This window comes from Rhodococcus sp. NyZ502, assembly GCF_041464245.1.
GTDB classification, from domain to species: Bacteria; Actinomycetota; Actinomycetes; order Mycobacteriales; family Mycobacteriaceae; genus Rhodococcus_F; species Rhodococcus_F qingshengii.
This window is the reverse complement of the sequence record NZ_CP167155.1, coordinates 17337-33289: the sequence shown is the minus strand read 5'-3', so window position 1 is coordinate 33289 and position 15953 is coordinate 17337. Positions and strand designations below refer to the sequence as shown.

Sequence of the window (15953 nt, the reverse complement as noted above, 5' to 3'; positions counted from 1 at the left end):
GCCTGTGCTATCCGCCGGTATAGGCGGGGACCGTGATCTGCGACGGCGTTGCCTGCGTGTACCCGAGGCCGAAGCGGGTCGCGTACTGCTTGTAGATCCGAATGCCCGGTTCGGCAGCGAGTGCCGCCTCGAGGCGCGCAACGTCGCCGATCGCGCTCATCACATACGGCGGGCTGTATGTACGGCCGTGCAGAAGAAGAGTGTTTCCGATGCACCGCGGCGCCGACGTACTGATGATCCGTTGGTCCTGCATGCCCACCGCTTCGGCCCCGCCGGCCCACAGTGCGTTCAACACGCTCTGGACGTCCTGCTGATGCACGACGAGGTCGTCCGGGGTGGCGTCGACCGGATACTTGCCGTCGGCGTTGCGCGGGGCGTCCGTCATGGTGACGACAACACCCGGGCCGGTCATCTCCGTCAGTCCCGCGTCGGCGGAGATGTTCTTGATGTCACCGAGCGCGGCGGCCACTCCGGCGTCGGACCGAGCGGCGTCTTGCTGCAGCGAATCGAGCTGAGCGGCAAGTTCGTCCCGGTCGGCCGAGACTTTTTCGGCATTGGCCTGGGCGCTGCGAACCAGATCGGAGAGCCTGGTGCTTTCGGTGACCTGGAGCTGGTTCTCCTCGGCGGATCGTTGCGCCGTGGCGACCATCAGACCGGCTACCAGGCAGACGGCAAGTACACCGATGTGCCAGACGGTTCGTGAAGATTCACCCGAAGACACGTGGCTCCTCCCGGATTGTGCAGGTCGGCCGGTGACCAACTGGACACAGCTACGTTAGCGTGTAGGTAACACATGCAGGTCACACCGTAGAGCGAGGACGTCATGCCCAAGTCGAAGGTCCGTAAGAAGAACGACTACACAGTCAACCCGGCAAACCGTACTCCGGTGAAGGTGAAGATGGGTCCGTCGAGCACGTTGTACGTGTCGGTGATGCTCGGATTCATGCTTGTCGGCCTGGCGTGGCTGATTGTGTACTACTTGGCCGCGGATTCGATCACGTGGATGAACGACTTGGGAAACTATAACTTCCTCGTCGGCTTCGGTTTCATGGTTGTCGGCCTTGTGATGACCATGAGATGGCGCTGACCAGCGAGTATCTGATTCGACCCGGATCGTGACCGTCATTCAATTACATGGGTGTCATTCATCCCCATTGTGGATAACTCCTGTGGACAACCTAGGAAGTTATCCACATGCTCGAGGATGAATTTCATCCACAGCCTCGTGACAACGTCACGGAGGTGATCTCGTGGGCCACTCCGATGGGTGTTGTCTACGCGATGTTCGGCGGCGGAATTGCCCTCGCGATCGCCTCGATAATCGCGCCCACGGAGCCGGCCGGCCGCTTCCTGCTCGCCCTCGCGGTGATCGGTCTGTTCGTGATGGGCGGACTCGCCCTGCGTCAGCGTCCCCGCCTGGCTGTGATCGAGGACGCGGGAACCAAGTCGATCGCGGTGCAGCGACTGCGCGCCCGCCACGAGTTCACCCGCGAACAGATCGACCGGGTCCGTCTCGTCCGCTACCCGCGTCTGGGTCGACGCGTCCCGATGCTCGAGATCGACATCGTCGACCGTCCCACCGACACGGAGAAGCTGTTGATCTTCGGACGCTGGGATCTCGGCACATCACCGGAGGACGTCCTGGACGTGCTCGCCGTTCACGGTTTGGTGCCGCCCGAGAAATAAGCGCCGGTTACATGGCCAGTGCCGCGAGGTCCGGCTGCACGATGTCGAGAGCCTGCTGCGGCACCGCGACTGCGTCGCTCGACCATCCCCAGATCGAGTACAGCTCACGGCCGGGGTCGGTGTATCCGTCGCGGCCGTGCAGTACCCGGTAGTTGTCGATGCAGATCATCTCGCCGGCTTCGGCGCGGAACATCGGACCGCTGTCGCGCACGTGAATCACAGCCTCACTCCACTGCTTCACCAGCGGCCACTGCGCTACTTCCGATTCACCGGCGATCGGCGCGAGGTACGGGTGATAGCGAACCTGGTTGCGTCCACTCGGCACCGTCCTGGCGATCGGCGCAAATGTGTTCTGCGGGAAGTTCGGTTCCGAATGGTCGATGTCTGTGCTCCAACAGAATTCGGCCAATTCAGCGGTTGCGGGATCGAAGGCGAGCAACCGCGTCAGTTTGAGCGCATCGATGAGAAACGAGTCGCCGCCACTCGGGTACGCCGGGCGCTTGCACCACAGAAACAGATAGTCGGGAGCGTAATCGCCGAACGCGAAACCGTCGTTGTGGGCAGTCATCCGCTCGCCGGAGATACCGAACGAGCGCTTGCGGCCGCGTTCGTCCACCGGTTGCGTGTCGACGACAGCGGCTTCGGCATCCTGACTCTTGGCACTCGCCTCGAACTGGCGGCCGACGCGAATGCACTTCTCACCGAGCAACTTCGACGCGAAGGCAATGGCATCGTCCTCGGTGTGCAGTCCACCGAACACCGCGGCGCCGTCGAGAGCGATTGCCGCCCGGACGGCCTCGACCGTCTCCACGCGCCGCGGAACAACACTTGCCAGCGTCAAATCGGAAGAGAACATTCATGACTCCATACGTCGAGTTGGCCAAACGGTTCAACTCGAGCGTAGGAACTCGTCATTTCGACGGCGTAACTCCGGAAACCGATTCGGTTACGGAGCCAGCCTTTCAGATCACCTTGCCCGGGTTCATGATTCCGTGAGGGTCGAGTGCGCCCTTGATTGCATGATGCATCGCGACGACGGCCGGTGACAGTTCCTGTTCCAGGCCACCCATCTTCAGTAGGCCGACGCCGTGCTCACCGGTGACGGTTCCGCCCAACTCGAGGGCGTTGTCGATGATCTCGGCAAAAGCGGCCTGAGCGCGCCTCCGCGCCGCTTCGTCGTCGTGTGGCGTGATCAGCAGCGGGTGCAGGTTGCCGTCACCCGCGTGCGCGATGTTCGCGATGTGCGTGTCGTGCCGGGCCGAAATGGCCTCGATCCGTGCCAACATCTCCGGGACCGCCGCCTTGGGGACACAGATGTCCTCGGTGAGCACCGGGCCGAGCCGCTCGAGGGCGGGGTATGCCAGACGCCGGGCGGAGAACAGGGCGTCGGCTTCCTCCTGGTCGGTGGATCTCGCGCTCCAGGTAGCCCCGGAACGGTTGAAACAGGCCAACATTCGCTCGGCTTCGGCGTCGCCGATCTCGCCCGGTGTGTCGATTCGGCCGAGCAGGACCACCTCGGCGTCAGCCGAGAGGCCCATGTTCTTCCAGGCGTCGACGGCAAGGAGACACTGCCGATCGATCAGCTCGAGGGCCGACGGCGTGAGCCCGTCTGCGGCGACGGCCTCGACGGCCTTGCCCGCAGCAACGATGGAGTCGAAGTATCCGACAATGGTGCGTTCGGGATCGCGCTGAGGACGAAGCTTGACGGTCACCTCGGTGATCACCCCGAGAGTGCCTTCGGAGCCGACCATGAGCGCCGAGAGATCAAACCCAGCCACTCCCTTGGCAGTTCGACGCCCGAGCCGAACCAGCTCACCGGTTCCGGTGACCACCTGCATGCCCAGCACGTAGTCCTTGGTGACGCCGTACTTGACGCAGCACAGGCCGCCGGCATTGGTCGCGACGTTGCCGCCGATCGTCGACCAGGGTGCGCTCGCCGGATCGGGTGGATACCAGAGGCCGTGCTCGGCGCAGGCGTCGCGGAGGTGATCGTTGACCACTCCGGGTTCGACCACGGCCAAACGCTCGAGGGTGTTGATCTCCTTGATGGCGTTCATCGCGTCGAAGGCGATCACGACGCCGCCGGCGACTGCGTTGGCTCCGCCCGACAGACCGGTTCCGGCGCCGCGCGTGACGACGGGCGCACCGTGGGCGATGCACGCCTGCACAACTGTCTGTACCTGCTCGGCTGTGCGCGGGCGGACCACTGCGACAGGCATCTCGTAGGGAGCCCACTCGGCGTCGTCGTGGATGTAGCTCGCCATGATGTCGGGGTCGGTGATCAGTCGATCCGCATCGATCTGCGAGCCGAGCGCCTCGAGGAGTGTCATGTCTCCACGATAGTGACGGCGGCTACACCGCCCCATGTAGATTTACTCCGAGAAACCGGAAACTGTATGGACATTCTCTCCATACTCATCTTTGGTCAGACGAGTTGGTCTGACGAGTTGGTCTGACAAGGGAGCGCGGATGCACGAGAACTGGCTACAGCTTCTCCTGGCCGAGGCATCCACCGAGGAACTGATCGAACACCGCGATCAGTTGGCCGCTGGGTCAGGCCCCGAGGTCGCCGCCGAGATCGAGCGAGAAGCCCGATCGGCGCTTCAACTACGAAGTCTCCTGGCTCAGCGCCGACAGCGCGCCACCGAACTCGGGGCACTCAACGACATCGCGTCGCTGCTGACCACGATGCACGATCACCACGCCCTCCTGCAGGAGATCGTGGATCAGGCCAAACGACTACTCGGCGTCGACCTTTCGTACCTTGCTCTCATTCACGACGACATCTTGATCATCGAAGTCACGAGCGGTGCGTACACCTCCCAATTGCTCGGCCTCACGGTTCCCTTCCGCGAAGGTCTGATCGGTCGCGTGGTCGAGAACTCTTCTCCTGCTTGGTCTCCCGACTACCGAAACGATCCCTCGTTTGCACATATCGGACCGGCCGACGACGCAGCGCGAGCCGAGAACATGCGCGGCCTGCTGGCTGTGCCGCTGACCTTGAACGGCAAGATCCTGGGTGCCCTGTGCGCGTGCAAACGTCAAGAGCGCCGATTCGGCAACGAGGAAGTTGCGTTGCTGTCCGCACTCGCAGCCCATGCCTCGGTGGCCATCGAGAATGCCCGCTCTCTCGAACGCTATCGCGCGACGGTTGCGGAAGTGAACGCCGCGAACACCGAACTTGCCAAGCGCACAGCACTTCTCGAACAGACACTGACTTGGGATCGTTCGCTCACTCAGGTTGTCCTGCGCGGCGGCGGTGTTCGCGAACTCGTGGAGGAAACCTCGGCGTCGACGGGCTCGCCCGTGTTCTTCGTGACCGGAACATCCGAGATCCCACCGGGACTGCAACGGGTGAGCGAGAGCGTGCATCGGGTCTTCGACATCCTTGCCGCCGACCGACGCGAGCAGGAAGTGACGCTTATCGTCGGTGAGCAGTTCCTGTTCGCCACCGAAGTACGCAGTGCCGGTGACCAACTCGGAGTTCTGTTCCTACTCTCGCGCCAGGAACCCACCGCCGCCATGAGATTGGCACTCGAAAGGTCTGCTCCCGCCATTGCGCTGGCACTGGTCGGCGAACGGGCAGCCCGGGAAGCCACCCGCCGAGCACGCGATGCATTTCTGGTCGATCTGATCACCAGGCCTGCGCCGACGCCGGCCGAGGTCACCGGTCAGTTCCGCCTGGCCGGGCTCAATCCTGACCGCTCGTACACCGTCGTGGTGGCCCGCCCGGCCAACGCCGTCGACCGTGCGCGTCGCAGTATCGAGGAAATTGCATTACCCTCGGGAACCGTTGTTGCCGAACATGGTTCACGAGTCATCGCACTGATTCCCGGAATGTCACCGGCAGCAGTTGCGGCGGCGTGGGTTCAGCCGGCGGAGAACCCGACAGTGGGAATCGCCGATCCCGCGGTGGGAGCGGAAGGTCTGGCGCGGGCGTATGTCGAGGCACAGCACACCGTCGACGTCCTCGAGACTCTCGGTCGGGCCTCCCACGTGGAACCGGCAAGTTCACTCGGCATCTACCGAATTCTCCTCAGCCGCACCGGCCGCGAAGAACTGGAAGCCCTGACAGAGCGTTCCCTCGGTCCTCTCCTCGAGGAGGAGCAACGACGCGGCGTTCCGCTATTGGACACCCTCGCGTCGTACCTGTCACACAATTGCAAGCACTCCGCGACCGCCGCCGCGCTCGCGATTCACGCCAACACTCTGTACCAACGGCTCGAGTCGATCGACAGGTTGATCGGTACACAGTGGCGTCAGCCGGACCAGGCGCTCGATCTTGCGCTCCTGATCCGGCTGCGTGCCAGTGCCGGTAAACTCGGTCAGATCTGAGCGGGCTTGCTCGATCGCTTTGCCAGTGCCACCACAAGGATTGCGGCACAGAGCATCACGGCGCCCACCACCCACAGTCCTGCCTTGGCATTTCCGGTCACATCGGTGAGCCAGCCGGTGATGTACGGAGCACCGAAGCCCGACGCGTTGCCGATCGAGTTGATCATGGCGATGCCCGCGGCCGCGCTGGCACCCGTCAGGAAGGTGGTGGGAAGGTACCAGAATACGGGGAGTGCACACAGCACGCCGACGGCGGTGAGCGAGACCGCGATCATGACGGTGAACGGTGAATCCAGGTACAGCGCAATCGGAATGGATACCGCGCCCAGGAGCGTCGGGGCTGCAACGTGCCACATTCGTTCACCGGTCTTGTCGGAATGGCGGCTCCACAGCACCATCGCGACAGCGCCGATCGCGTAGGGGACGGCCACGATCAGGCCTGTCTCGACGAGCGAGAAATCGGTGTTGAACGTCTGCTTGAATCCCGCGACGATGCTGGGCAGGAAGAAGCTCAAAGCGTAAAGGCCGTACGTGATTCCGAAGTAGACCAGACCGAAACCGATGACGCGGGGATCACGCAGGGTTTTGCCGGCCGACTGGTGACCGGCGTCGCCGAGTTCTTTCTCCTCGTCGGCCATCGACTTCATCAGCCAGGTGCGCTCCTCGAGGGTCAACCACTTCGCGTCGGCGGGACGGTCGGTGAGGTAGAACCAGACGACAAACGCCAAGATCACGGCGGGCAGACCCTCGATCAGGTACATCACGCGCCATCCGGCCAACCCGAACAGGCCGTCGCCGTACTGGATGATGGCCGCCGAGAGCGGGGCACCGAGCGCCGACGAGAGCGGAAGTGTCAGCAGGAACAAGCCCATCAGGCGTACGCGGTACTTCTTCGGGAACCAGAAGGTCAGGTAGAGAAGAACTCCGGGGAAGAAGCCGGCCTCGGCGATTCCCAGCAGAATGCGGAGGAAATAGAGGCTGCCCACGTTGGGCACGAATGCCAGCGCAGCGGCGAGGATGCCCCAGGTGAGCATGATCCGCGCGATCCACAGCCGGGCGCCGAAGCGGTGCAGGGCCAGGTTGCTCGGCACCTCGAACAACAGATAGCCGACGAAGAAGAGTCCGGATGCGAGCCCGAACATCGTCTCGGTCATACCGAGGTCGGCGCTCATGGTGAGCTTGGCGAAAGCGATGTTCGTACGATCCAGATAGTTCACGAAATAGAGCAGGATCAGGAAGGGAATCAGCCGGCGCGCTACCTTCTTCACCACGCGAGTTTCGATCTCGCTCGGCGCAACCCCACCGTCAGTGGTGGTGCTATCGGTGGAGGTCATTGCAGGGGTACTCCTCGGAAAAGGTCAGCGTTGCTATCTACGAAGTGACTCAAGCCACAGTAGAAGCACGACCGAGCCCAACCTATGTGGACAATCTCTACAGAAGCCGTCTCTGCATGTGCGATTGCTCCCAAAGATCCGACAGATGATCCCGGGCAGCCCGACGAACGTCCCTGAACAGTCGAAGGCGACAAACCCGTCTGAGCTGGGGGTTTAGAGCTACGAGCACCAAGTCACTGGCTAGTGTTGTCGGCGAAACAGCCAGAGCAAGTGCGGACGCACCGCGTGACTTGAAGGACAGAACATGACGAAGTTGGTTCGGACCACGATGACCCGCCGGTCCTCCACCGCAGTCGCTGCCACCATCGCGGCGGTCGCTCTATTCGCCTCCGCCTGCGGCAGCGACTCCGACAAGACCAACTCCGACAAGAGCGCTGCCGGCGCCTCGTCCGCTACATCCTCGGCCACCGTCGGCGGGAAGACGCTCGACGCCAAATTCGAGACGAAGTGCGCAAAGGACGGCGGCACGACAGTTATGACACTGCTCGACGCGGAAAATGCCACCTACGGCATGTTGACCGTCTCAGCCATCGTCGATGAATCGGGCACGGTTCAGACTGCTGGAATCGCCGGAAGCGAGGGTGGATCGAACGGTCTGCCGTACACCGCCGGATACGCACCGGGACTGCCCGGCGGATCTGCCAGTGCCAAGCAGAACGGCAATACCTTCGTGGTGACGGGCGAGGGAATCGGCGCCCGGGACAAGGGCAACCCGACGGAGACGTCGAGCTTCGAGATCACGTTCGCCTGCGAGTCCATCATCGGCGGCTGAGCCATAGAACGGCTGGGCCCTAGGATTCTTGCTAGCTGATTCCCAACTGTTCGCGCAGTTGGACGACGCGGAGCACGATGACTCCCAACGTCACCACAGTGACGGCACCAAAAGCGATCCAGCCGATCCGCACTGCTTTCACGCGGTTCTCACCGGCGCCCAACCACTGTGGGGCGTACAGGAATGCAGCGGCCGTTGCGGCACCTGCCACCAGACCTCCCGCGTGACCCCAGAACGAGATCCCGGGCAGCGAAATGCTGATGATCACATTGATCGCGATCACCGAGATGATCGGGACCGGGCTTCGACGCAAACGCAATAGAAGGACGGCCTGTGCGCCCATGATGCCGAAGATCGCACCCGACGCCCCAGCAGTCCAGGACAGGGCCGTGAGCGAAGAGAACACCGGCTGGAATGCCATCACCGAGGCGGAACCGCCGAGAAGCGAAACCAGGTAGATGCCGATGTACCTCGAGCGGCCCATCACGATTTCGGTGTCGCGGCCCAGGATGTAGAGGGCGTACATATTGACCGCGAGGTGCAAGATGCCGAAGTGCAAGAACCCGGAGCCGATGAGCCGGAACCAGTCACCGCTGGCGACGAGCCCCGGATTGAGTGCCCAGTTCGCGAAGATCGACGAGCCGACCTGATTGTTCATGATGCTTCGCGACTGCGCGAAGGTGGCGAGGAACGCCAGGACGTTGAGCCCCATCAAGGTGTACGTCACGACCGGGACCGCACGGGTGGGGCTCACGGTGTTTCCGGCGACGCCCCGAACGGGGCGGACATCACGCTGACCGGCAGCTACACAGTCAACACATTGGTATCCCACCGCCGCCTCGCGGAGACAGTCCGGGCACGCCGGTCGTCCACAACGATTGCAGGAAAGTGCGGTAGGTCGATCTGGATGGCGGACGCACCGCGGTTGGGGCGGGATGCCCTCACTCGCACCGCCGCCCCAACCGGGGTTCGTCATCTGCTTGTTTTACCTGTTCAGGAGATGGTGATGCTGTTGATCACGACGGGCTCGACCGGACGATCGCCACGATCGACGGCGGTGGAGGAGATAGCGTCGACAACCTTCTTGGAATCGTCGTCGAGAACCTCACCGAAGATGGTGTGGCGACGGTTCAGGTGCGGCGTCGGGCCGGTGGTGATGAAGAACTGCGAGCCGTTGGTTCCCGGGCCTGCGTTGGCCATGGCCAGCAGGTAGGAGCGGTCGAACTGCAGTTCCGGGTGGAACTCGTCACCGAACTTGTAGCCCGGGCCGCCGGTGCCGGTTCCGGTGGGGTCGCCACCCTGGATCATGAAGCCGTCGATGACGCGGTGGAAGATGGCACCGTCGTAGAACGGGCCGGTCTTGGTGCCGGCGGCGTTTGCGGTGGTGTACTCCTTCGAGCCGTCGGCGAGGCCGACGAAGTTTTCGACGGTCTTCGGCGCATGGTTGCCGAACAGAGCGATCTTGATGTCGCCGCGGTTCGTGTGCAGCGTTGCGGTTGCGGTCTGATGAGTTGAAGTCACACCACCATCGTGCCATTGCCGGCGTTCTCGTGGATGTGAGCCTGCCAATTCCGTGCGACGGGGCATGCGTCACCGCAGTTCGATGTCGGCGGCAACGACCGGATCGGAAATGTCGATTCCGTCCGCAGCTGCGCGTTGGTACAGCCGGTACAGAGCATGATCGAACTCGTCGCGCGTTCGCCCCGCCGACCAGTACGGCAATGCGACAATCCGGGACGGCGGTAGGCCGTTTTCGATCGCTTGGTTGCGCAAGCGGGCGACACAGCTTTTCTCTCCGCCGATCCACAACATTGTCGATTCTGTCTGCGCCTTGGTCCGATCGACTATGTCCACCCACTCGATATCAGGGAATCCGTGCTCGCCTGACGGACCCGTGAAACTGTGTATTCGGACTTGTTCGGCGAGATTCGTCAAGGATCCGACAGCAGGGCGCGCAGATCTGTCGCCGACTGCAACGACGTCAGTGACGCCCGGAACAAGGACGAGTTCGTGTTTGAATCCGATCACCCCAACGCGACTGCCTACGCCCGTCCGGTTGAGCCACCAACCCGGCTTCCCAAGATCCATGACATCGAACGTGATCCTTCGATCGCCAGGATTGAAATCGATTGCTGTGTAGGAACGCCCGATCGGACGCCGGGGGTCGGCCTCCCAACTGGGAACCGCGAGTTTGTCCGACCCCAAGGTGGGGAGCATCATCTCGTACGCCGGCTCCCGAGGCACGAACAACTTGAACACCGGCGCCGCCCCACGAACGCTCAGGTTTCCGAACTCGCTCGACTGCAACACAACTCGAACGGTGTCGTCCGTTCGCTGTTCAACCTCGGCAATCGAGGCAACGGTCATGACCATGCCCGCAGGTAACCGGGATTCTCTCGCCCTGTCCACGCTCGACTAACCCAACTGTCCCAACGCGGTACCCAGGTTTCCCGGCAGCCACGTCTTTCCAAGTACACCCGCATTGTTGATCGCCTCACCCTGCGCATCACTGAGCCATACGACGCGGGATTTCAGATTCAACTCCCAGAAAGGCGATTGTTCGAGGTTCGCGATGGAATCCCGTGGTGACGGCATCAGAAGTACCGCTTCACCCTCGACGTCACCCGCAGTCTCACCCGAATACGTCACCGGAGTTCCCGTCGATTCCACCGCGGCTTGGTCCTCCGCCGGCTTCATTCCGAAGAGGCGCAGTATGTTTCCGCCCGATCCCAACGAGATCTGCTCCTTGTAGTAGAGCCCGAATGAGTACGGCCGCTTCGCAAGTCCTGGGTTCGACTCAGCCACACCCGTAAATTCGTCGACTGCCGAGGTGATCAACTCGCCACCCTGCTCGGATTTGCCCAACGCATCCGCGACCTGCTGAACGCCGACTCTCCAATCGTTGTCTGCGTCCTGCATGTCGAATATCAAAGTGGGAGCGATCGTTCGGAGCCGCTCCAACGTGGCGGGCTCGGTGAAAACCGGCCAGGCAGGCGCGATGATGAGATCCGGTTCGACCGCAAGCATCCGCTCGAAATTCACTTGCCCTGCATAGATGTCAGCCAAGGACTCGTCGAGCGCCTCGTTTCCCACGTAGTCCGCCAGATAGGGAAGCTTGTCGATGTTGGTCACGCTCGCGGCCACGGGGTGCGATCCCAGCGCCACGACGTTCTCGAACGCCGGGTTCCCCAAGGTCACGATCCGTTCAGGTGCCGACTCGATGATCACGTCTCCGGATTCCGTGCTCACGGTCACCGGATAGCTTCCGCTCGCTGCGGGACTTCCGTCAGCGTCCGGGTTCGTGTTCGATGACGAACATCCAGCGAGGGCGAGCACTAACGCGGCCCCGGCCGCGCCGAGGAATCTTGGCCTCCACCTGTGTCTATTCATAATTGCCACAGTAGCAATAATTAATGTGGGTTGCCTTACCTTCCTATCCCGGAAGGGCATCAGTGATCCGAAATGTGAGTCCAAGAAGCGTCAGGAGTTGGAACGACCGTAGGAACGAGGCCGGAATCGATCATCTTTTCGGCACCGACAAGGAAGGCGTCGAGCGTCCAGGAAACAACAGCCGAGAGAGTCTCAGGCTTCGGATACTGCGAATCCGGGTAACGATTGCGCGCCGGTGTATGCAGTGCCGCCGAAATGATCAGTGTCCGAGATCCGAGCAAATGTGCTGTTGCACGGTCAAATTCAGGCTTCCGTAGAAGTACCTCATTCATGATTCGCTCGAACTGCGCCAGAGTGCCCTCTTCGTAAGGCCCTCGAAGCACGTAGTCCTCGAGCCCAGGCGTGGCAGTCACGAGTTCAGCGAACCGCTGACCTAACGTCCGAAGGTAGTCCTGCCAGGACTTCGAATCCGAATCCAACTGCAGACGTCCGAAAGCTCTCGCACACGCCAACGAGTACAGACGATCGGTCGAGTCGACGTGATGGCGAATCGTCGCAGCGGAAACGCCCAGGACCTGTGCGACCTCCGCCCGCGTCAGGCGGTCCAAACCCACCCGTTCCGCTGCATCGAGAATCTCCTCTGTCGACGTAATCGCAGGTCGGCCTGGGCTTCGACGGGACCGTGCAGGGGAGGTCGACATTCATCCATCGTAAGTCCGATCTGCGACCGACCTACCCCGGTACAGCCCTTGTGGCAAAGTGAAGTCATGACACGAGTGACCGAGTCCCTCAGCACGCAGTTGCCCGACACCTTCGATCACGCGCGCGCCCGCGTCGAGGACACCTTCGACGAGACTGCCGCCTACCTCGAAGAGACAGCGGCTCGCATCAAGGAGTCCGAGGCAGCCGACAACGCTCGCCGTATCGCCGCGGTGGTCGCGACGTCGGTCGCTCGCGGCGCTGGGCAGGTCGGGTTGTTCCTGGGCCGTCAGGGCAAAGTCCTCGCCAAGAAGGGCGTCGAGCGCGCAAAGGCTATCCCCACGAAGTCCGCGGAACGCACCGAGAAGCCTCGCGGTCGCAAGCGCGTCACCGTGTTCGTCATCGCCGGTGTCGCGGTGATCGGTGGCGCGGTGTTCTTCAAGAGCCGCCGACGCGAGCATCCGCCGGTCGCTTCCGCACCCCCTCGCCTCGAGGAGAACTCGGCCGAGAAGACCGCTTAGTCGAGATACGAAAAGCCCCGGAACAGATTGTGTTCCGGGGCTTTTCGATGTTCACGTTCAGCAGTTGGACGGTGCCGGGACGTTGTTGAAGCGATCGATCATGTATCCGACGGATTCGGGGGTACCCACCAGGTACGGCGTCGCGTGATTGATTGCCAGTCCCGGAATGATCGGGGGCAGTTCGTTGACGGAGAACTGCACCGTCGCGCCCTTGCCGCACCAGTCTCGCGCCAGTTGCTGTCCCTGGCCGAACGGAACGATGTCGTCGGAGCGGCCATGCTGAATGAGCACGGGCGACTCCGGCGTCAGCTTGCCGATCTTCTGCTCATCGAGGATTGCCTGCGCCATGGGTAGACGCGCCAGAACTGCGGAGAGTGATTCACCGGAATTGGTGAAGCTCGACGACTGCTGGAAGCCGAACTGCAATCCACTTTCGGCGACGCACTGGTTCTTGGTGGCGGCCAACATCTGTCGGCCGCGATCGTTGATCTCGGCGTCGAGCAGCGGCTGAACCTCGGGGTACTGGGCAAGGATCCCGTTGAGCGCGTATCCGATCACTCCGGTGAGGAACGTGCCGTCGACCTGCTGCAGCGTCGCCGCCAGATCGGCGGGCGGAGCGCCTGCATACGTGCCCTTGAGATCAAGCTCGGGAGCATACGACGGCTTCAATTCCGTTGCGGCAGCGGCAGCTCCACCACCTTGCGAGTAACCCCACAGTCCGATGGGGCCGTCGGCGGGAATGCTCGTGTTCGGGAGTTGCTGAGCGGCTCGCACCGAGTCCAGAACCGCGTGTGCTTCGGCTTCACGGTTGACGTAGGTGTGATCGCCCGGAGTTCCGAGGCCCTCGTAATCGGTGACGACGACGGCAATGCCGTTGAGCAGCAACGTGTTCACCCAGATGAACTCGTAGCCGACCATGACGTCCGTCGGGAACTGGTACTCGATACCGGTGTTGAACAGCTTGGATGGTGCGCATTGATCGCCCTGCCCATGCGTTCCTACCGCTGCGGCAACCAGTGGACGCGCCCCCTGCCCGGTCCACGGGTTCGACGGTTCGAGATAGGTGCCCGTCACGGCAACGGGGGCGCCCTTGGCGTCCTCGCTTCGGTACATGATCTTGGTGGCGGTTGCCGGCCACGCACCGTTCGATCCGGGCACGCTCAGCAGCAGTGGCGACGGCTCACTCTTGATGAGATCTCCGTTGGCACCTGCCGGAAGCTCGACCGGCGGCGTGTAGAAATCCGCCGGCCCCGCCGTTGCGGCAGGGGCCGTCACAGCACCCATGACCAGTGCCGCGACGGAGACCCCTGCCGCCCACCATGCTCTGCTCTTCACGTTTCGATCTCCCCACGTTCGCTTGCGCTGTGGCTTGGCACACAGCGAACGCAGAGTAACACATACCTCACGTAACACTTTTTCGTGAGGTTCTCGCCTTAACAGGCTGAATTACAACCGTTTACGACTACTTCGTGGGCTCCAGATTGGTGGTCAGCAGCGCACGAAGCTTGTCGGTATCAGCCGAGGTCCAGGCCTCGGGGTGCAGGATCTTGGCCCACATGTCCGCTGCATCCTCGCCGTAATTGTGACCGTGCCCGGACGGGACGTCAGCCGAGAAGACCATGTCGAGGGTTACCTGCCAGAAGGTCACGAGAGGAACCCATGTCATTCCCGGATCCACGTCGCGACCCAGCGGTTCCTTGAGCCAATCCGGCTTGTTGAGCAGCAGGTCGAAGGACCACCACGTGATCGGGTCGCTGGCGTGCTGCCAGTACACGATGCGATCGTCGTCCCAGTCCGACTTCAGCTCCAGATCTTCCGGATCACCGGCAAACCGAATTGCCTGGCCACCGTCGATCACCGGCAGAATCTCCGGTGAGCCCGAGTCACGACTGTCCGTGATTTCCTGCCACTGAGCAGTGAAGTTGGGGGTTCCGACCCACAGTGCGCCGTCGACGCGCGTCATCATGTCCTGAGCGCCGGCGAATGCGGCCTGGCCACCGTAGGAGCCGAGGCTCTCACCGAAGACAACCAGTTCGGGTCGCGTCTCAACGGGCAAGTCGATCCACTTGGCGTAGACCGCGTTGAACAGCGCGCGGCCGGCGATCATCGGCGTCTCACGGTCGGCGATGAAGGCCAACGGACTCGGAAGGAACGAGTACTGCATCGACGCGATCGCCGTGTCCCCGCCCTCGACGTACTCGAACGCCGACGCGACGTCCTCGTTCACCCAACCGCGACCGGTGGTCGTGACAACTGCGAGAGTTCCGCGGTCGAATCCGCCGGTGCGCTCCAACTCGTCGACGACCCGCTGTGCGACACCGTTGATCGAGTCCGAGGATTCACGTCCGGCATACACCCGGATCGGTTGCTTCGCTTCACGTCCGGTCAATGCAGAGATCTCGGCTGCGGTGGGACCGCTACCCATGAAGGTGCGCCCCTCCTGGCCGAGAGAATCCCAAGCCTCGGCGGACATCGGCGAACCGCTGCGCTCTGCAATCATGGGCTGTTCGATGCCGTCCGGTGTTTCGTGATCCGCACCGGAGAAACTCCAGTTCGCGAAGGCGATCAGCCCGTTGTACAGCGCACCGTTCACGATGAAGATGCCGAGGGCGAAGATGACGATCAAGCTGCCGACCTTCGCCGCCTCGAGGGGAACGAACCGTAGTGCGACGGCGGTGAGCTTGTTGGTGGTGAACCGAAGACCACGGCCTGCCTCGAGCAGGATGAACCAGATTCCGAGCGAAATCATCAGCACCAGAAGATAATTCGCTTGATTGGTGCGTGGAGCTTCCACGAGATCGCGAACGATCTGCTGCCACCACGAACCGAGGACCAAGAACGTCGGCACCAGAATGACGGCCGCGACCAACAGGATTCGCCAGCCGATCTTCTTGGTGCGATCCGACCACTGCGGTTCGACGCCGCACTTGCGGATCATCCAGGCAACCGTCACGCCGACGCCGTATCCCATGGCGAGCGAGATGCCCGTCGCAACGCCCTGCAGGTACCACGCGCGCGGCAACAGGGACGGACTCATCGACCAGGTGAAGAAGACCAAAGCAAAGGCAAGCCCGACCGGGTGCAGCGTCTTGCAATAGAGGCGCAGCCGTTCCCACACACGTTTCATGCCGGAATCGTATGCGCCCCGTGCCCGAA

The 15953-nt window shown here is 62.4% G+C and carries 16 protein-coding genes; 5 read left to right on the top strand and 11 right to left on the bottom strand.

Translation table 11 applies throughout. The features are described from left to right. Positions 1 to 7 precede the first annotated feature (7 nt). Positions 8 to 721 (bottom strand): DUF881 domain-containing protein, encoded by a 714-nt coding sequence (locus ACBG85_RS00150; RefSeq protein ID WP_003942461.1) that lies wholly within the window; start codon positions 719 to 721, stop codon positions 8 to 10. Positions 722 to 823: 102 nt separating this feature from the next. Between ACBG85_RS00150 and crgA the strand changes: the two genes are divergently transcribed. Both crgA and ACBG85_RS00140 read left to right on the top strand, forming a co-directional pair. After that, positions 824 to 1087: a cell division protein CrgA gene (gene crgA, locus ACBG85_RS00145; protein WP_003942576.1), complete on the top strand. Its 264-nt coding sequence runs from the start codon at positions 824 to 826 to the stop codon at positions 1085 to 1087. Positions 1088 to 1194: 107 nt separating this feature from the next. Continuing rightward, a complete protein-coding gene (locus tag ACBG85_RS00140) occupies positions 1195 to 1686 on the top strand; it encodes a PH domain-containing protein (protein ID WP_003942511.1) in 492 nt (163 codons plus the stop codon). 7 nt (positions 1687 to 1693) lie between these two features. Here ACBG85_RS00140 and ACBG85_RS00135 read toward each other — a convergent pair whose 3' ends face one another. Together ACBG85_RS00135 and ACBG85_RS00130 are read right to left on the bottom strand one after the other, a co-directional pair. Beyond that, the gene (locus tag ACBG85_RS00135; protein ID WP_372025754.1) at positions 1694 to 2542 is read right to left on the bottom strand and encodes a TauD/TfdA family dioxygenase; all 849 of its coding nucleotides are present in this window, start codon (positions 2540 to 2542) and stop codon (positions 1694 to 1696) included. Between the two features lie 106 nt (positions 2543 to 2648). Then, the gene (locus tag ACBG85_RS00130) at positions 2649 to 4016 is read right to left on the bottom strand and encodes an FAD-binding oxidoreductase (protein WP_228232348.1); all 1368 of its coding nucleotides are present in this window, start codon (positions 4014 to 4016) and stop codon (positions 2649 to 2651) included. Between the two features lie 139 nt (positions 4017 to 4155). Between ACBG85_RS00130 and ACBG85_RS00125 the strand changes: the two genes are divergently transcribed. After that, a complete protein-coding gene (locus ACBG85_RS00125) occupies positions 4156 to 6021 on the top strand; it encodes a helix-turn-helix domain-containing protein (RefSeq protein ID WP_372025752.1) in 1866 nt (621 codons plus the stop codon). On the opposite strand, the gene ACBG85_RS00120 is transcribed toward ACBG85_RS00125, so the two are convergent. Then, the gene (locus tag ACBG85_RS00120) at positions 6012 to 7355 is read right to left on the bottom strand and encodes an MFS transporter (protein WP_007729201.1); all 1344 of its coding nucleotides are present in this window, start codon (positions 7353 to 7355) and stop codon (positions 6012 to 6014) included. The genes ACBG85_RS00125 and ACBG85_RS00120 overlap by 10 nt on opposite strands. Before the next feature lie 304 nt (positions 7356 to 7659). On the opposite strand from ACBG85_RS00120, the gene ACBG85_RS00115 reads away from it, so the two are divergent. Continuing rightward, complete coding sequence (locus ACBG85_RS00115) at positions 7660 to 8187, top strand: lipoprotein LpqH (protein WP_161121380.1); 528 nt, start codon at positions 7660 to 7662, stop codon at positions 8185 to 8187. 31 nt (positions 8188 to 8218) lie between these two features. On the opposite strand, the gene ACBG85_RS00110 is transcribed toward ACBG85_RS00115, so the two are convergent. From ACBG85_RS00110 to ACBG85_RS00090, 5 genes are all read right to left on the bottom strand, one after another. Next, the gene (locus tag ACBG85_RS00110) at positions 8219 to 9163 is read right to left on the bottom strand and encodes a rhomboid family intramembrane serine protease (protein WP_065351693.1); all 945 of its coding nucleotides are present in this window, start codon (positions 9161 to 9163) and stop codon (positions 8219 to 8221) included. Between the two features lie 17 nt (positions 9164 to 9180). Next, positions 9181 to 9708 (bottom strand): peptidylprolyl isomerase, encoded by a 528-nt coding sequence (locus ACBG85_RS00105; protein WP_007729190.1) that lies wholly within the window; start codon positions 9706 to 9708, stop codon positions 9181 to 9183. A gap of 69 nt (positions 9709 to 9777) precedes the next feature. Then, a complete protein-coding gene (locus tag ACBG85_RS00100) occupies positions 9778 to 10560 on the bottom strand; it encodes an SIP domain-containing protein (RefSeq protein WP_341513916.1) in 783 nt (260 codons plus the stop codon). A gap of 42 nt (positions 10561 to 10602) precedes the next feature. Further along, positions 10603 to 11442: an ABC transporter substrate-binding protein gene (locus tag ACBG85_RS00095; RefSeq protein WP_372025749.1), complete on the bottom strand. Its 840-nt coding sequence runs from the start codon at positions 11440 to 11442 to the stop codon at positions 10603 to 10605. Between the two features lie 194 nt (positions 11443 to 11636). Further along, on the bottom strand, positions 11637 to 12278 hold the full coding sequence (locus ACBG85_RS00090; RefSeq protein ID WP_133728217.1) for a TetR/AcrR family transcriptional regulator: 642 nt from the start codon (positions 12276 to 12278) through the stop codon (positions 11637 to 11639). Between the two features lie 66 nt (positions 12279 to 12344). On the opposite strand from ACBG85_RS00090, the gene ACBG85_RS00085 reads away from it, so the two are divergent. Then, positions 12345 to 12797, top strand: a complete 453-nt coding sequence (locus ACBG85_RS00085) for a hypothetical protein (protein ID WP_042453366.1) — start codon at positions 12345 to 12347, stop codon at positions 12795 to 12797. Between the two features lie 57 nt (positions 12798 to 12854). Here the strand turns inward: ACBG85_RS00085 and ACBG85_RS00080 are convergent, their stop codons facing one another. Further along, positions 12855 to 14132, bottom strand: coding sequence for a lipase family protein (locus ACBG85_RS00080; RefSeq protein ID WP_341513914.1), 1278 nt, complete (start codon positions 14130 to 14132; stop codon positions 12855 to 12857). Between the two features lie 127 nt (positions 14133 to 14259). Then, on the bottom strand, positions 14260 to 15924 hold the full coding sequence (locus ACBG85_RS00075; protein WP_007729186.1) for an alpha/beta-hydrolase family protein: 1665 nt from the start codon (positions 15922 to 15924) through the stop codon (positions 14260 to 14262). Positions 15925 to 15953 lie beyond the last annotated feature (29 nt).

Excerpts from the sequence above, each read along its gene's own strand:
- crgA (WP_003942576.1), top strand. The coding sequence starts at position 824 with ATGCCCAAGTCGAAGGTCCGTAAGAAGAACGACTACACAGTCAACCCG.
- ACBG85_RS00140 (WP_003942511.1), top strand. The coding sequence starts at position 1,195 with ATGCTCGAGGATGAATTTCATCCACAGCCTCGTGACAACGTCACGGAG.
- ACBG85_RS00135 (WP_372025754.1), bottom strand. The coding sequence starts at position 2,542 with ATGTTCTCTTCCGATTTGACGCTGGCAAGTGTTGTTCCGCGGCGCGTG.
- ACBG85_RS00130 (WP_228232348.1), bottom strand. The coding sequence starts at position 4,016 with ATGACACTCCTCGAGGCGCTCGGCTCGCAGATCGATGCGGATCGACTG.
- ACBG85_RS00125 (WP_372025752.1), top strand. The coding sequence starts at position 4,156 with ATGCACGAGAACTGGCTACAGCTTCTCCTGGCCGAGGCATCCACCGAG.
- ACBG85_RS00120 (WP_007729201.1), bottom strand. The coding sequence starts at position 7,355 with ATGACCTCCACCGATAGCACCACCACTGACGGTGGGGTTGCGCCGAGC.
- ACBG85_RS00115 (WP_161121380.1), top strand. The coding sequence starts at position 7,660 with ATGACGAAGTTGGTTCGGACCACGATGACCCGCCGGTCCTCCACCGCA.
- ACBG85_RS00110 (WP_065351693.1), bottom strand. The coding sequence starts at position 9,163 with ATGACGAACCCCGGTTGGGGCGGCGGTGCGAGTGAGGGCATCCCGCCC.
- ACBG85_RS00100 (WP_341513916.1), bottom strand. The coding sequence starts at position 10,560 with ATGGTCATGACCGTTGCCTCGATTGCCGAGGTTGAACAGCGAACGGAC.
- ACBG85_RS00090 (WP_133728217.1), bottom strand. The coding sequence starts at position 12,278 with ATGTCGACCTCCCCTGCACGGTCCCGTCGAAGCCCAGGCCGACCTGCG.
- ACBG85_RS00085 (WP_042453366.1), top strand. The coding sequence starts at position 12,345 with ATGACACGAGTGACCGAGTCCCTCAGCACGCAGTTGCCCGACACCTTC.
- ACBG85_RS00075 (WP_007729186.1), bottom strand. The coding sequence starts at position 15,924 with ATGAAACGTGTGTGGGAACGGCTGCGCCTCTATTGCAAGACGCTGCAC.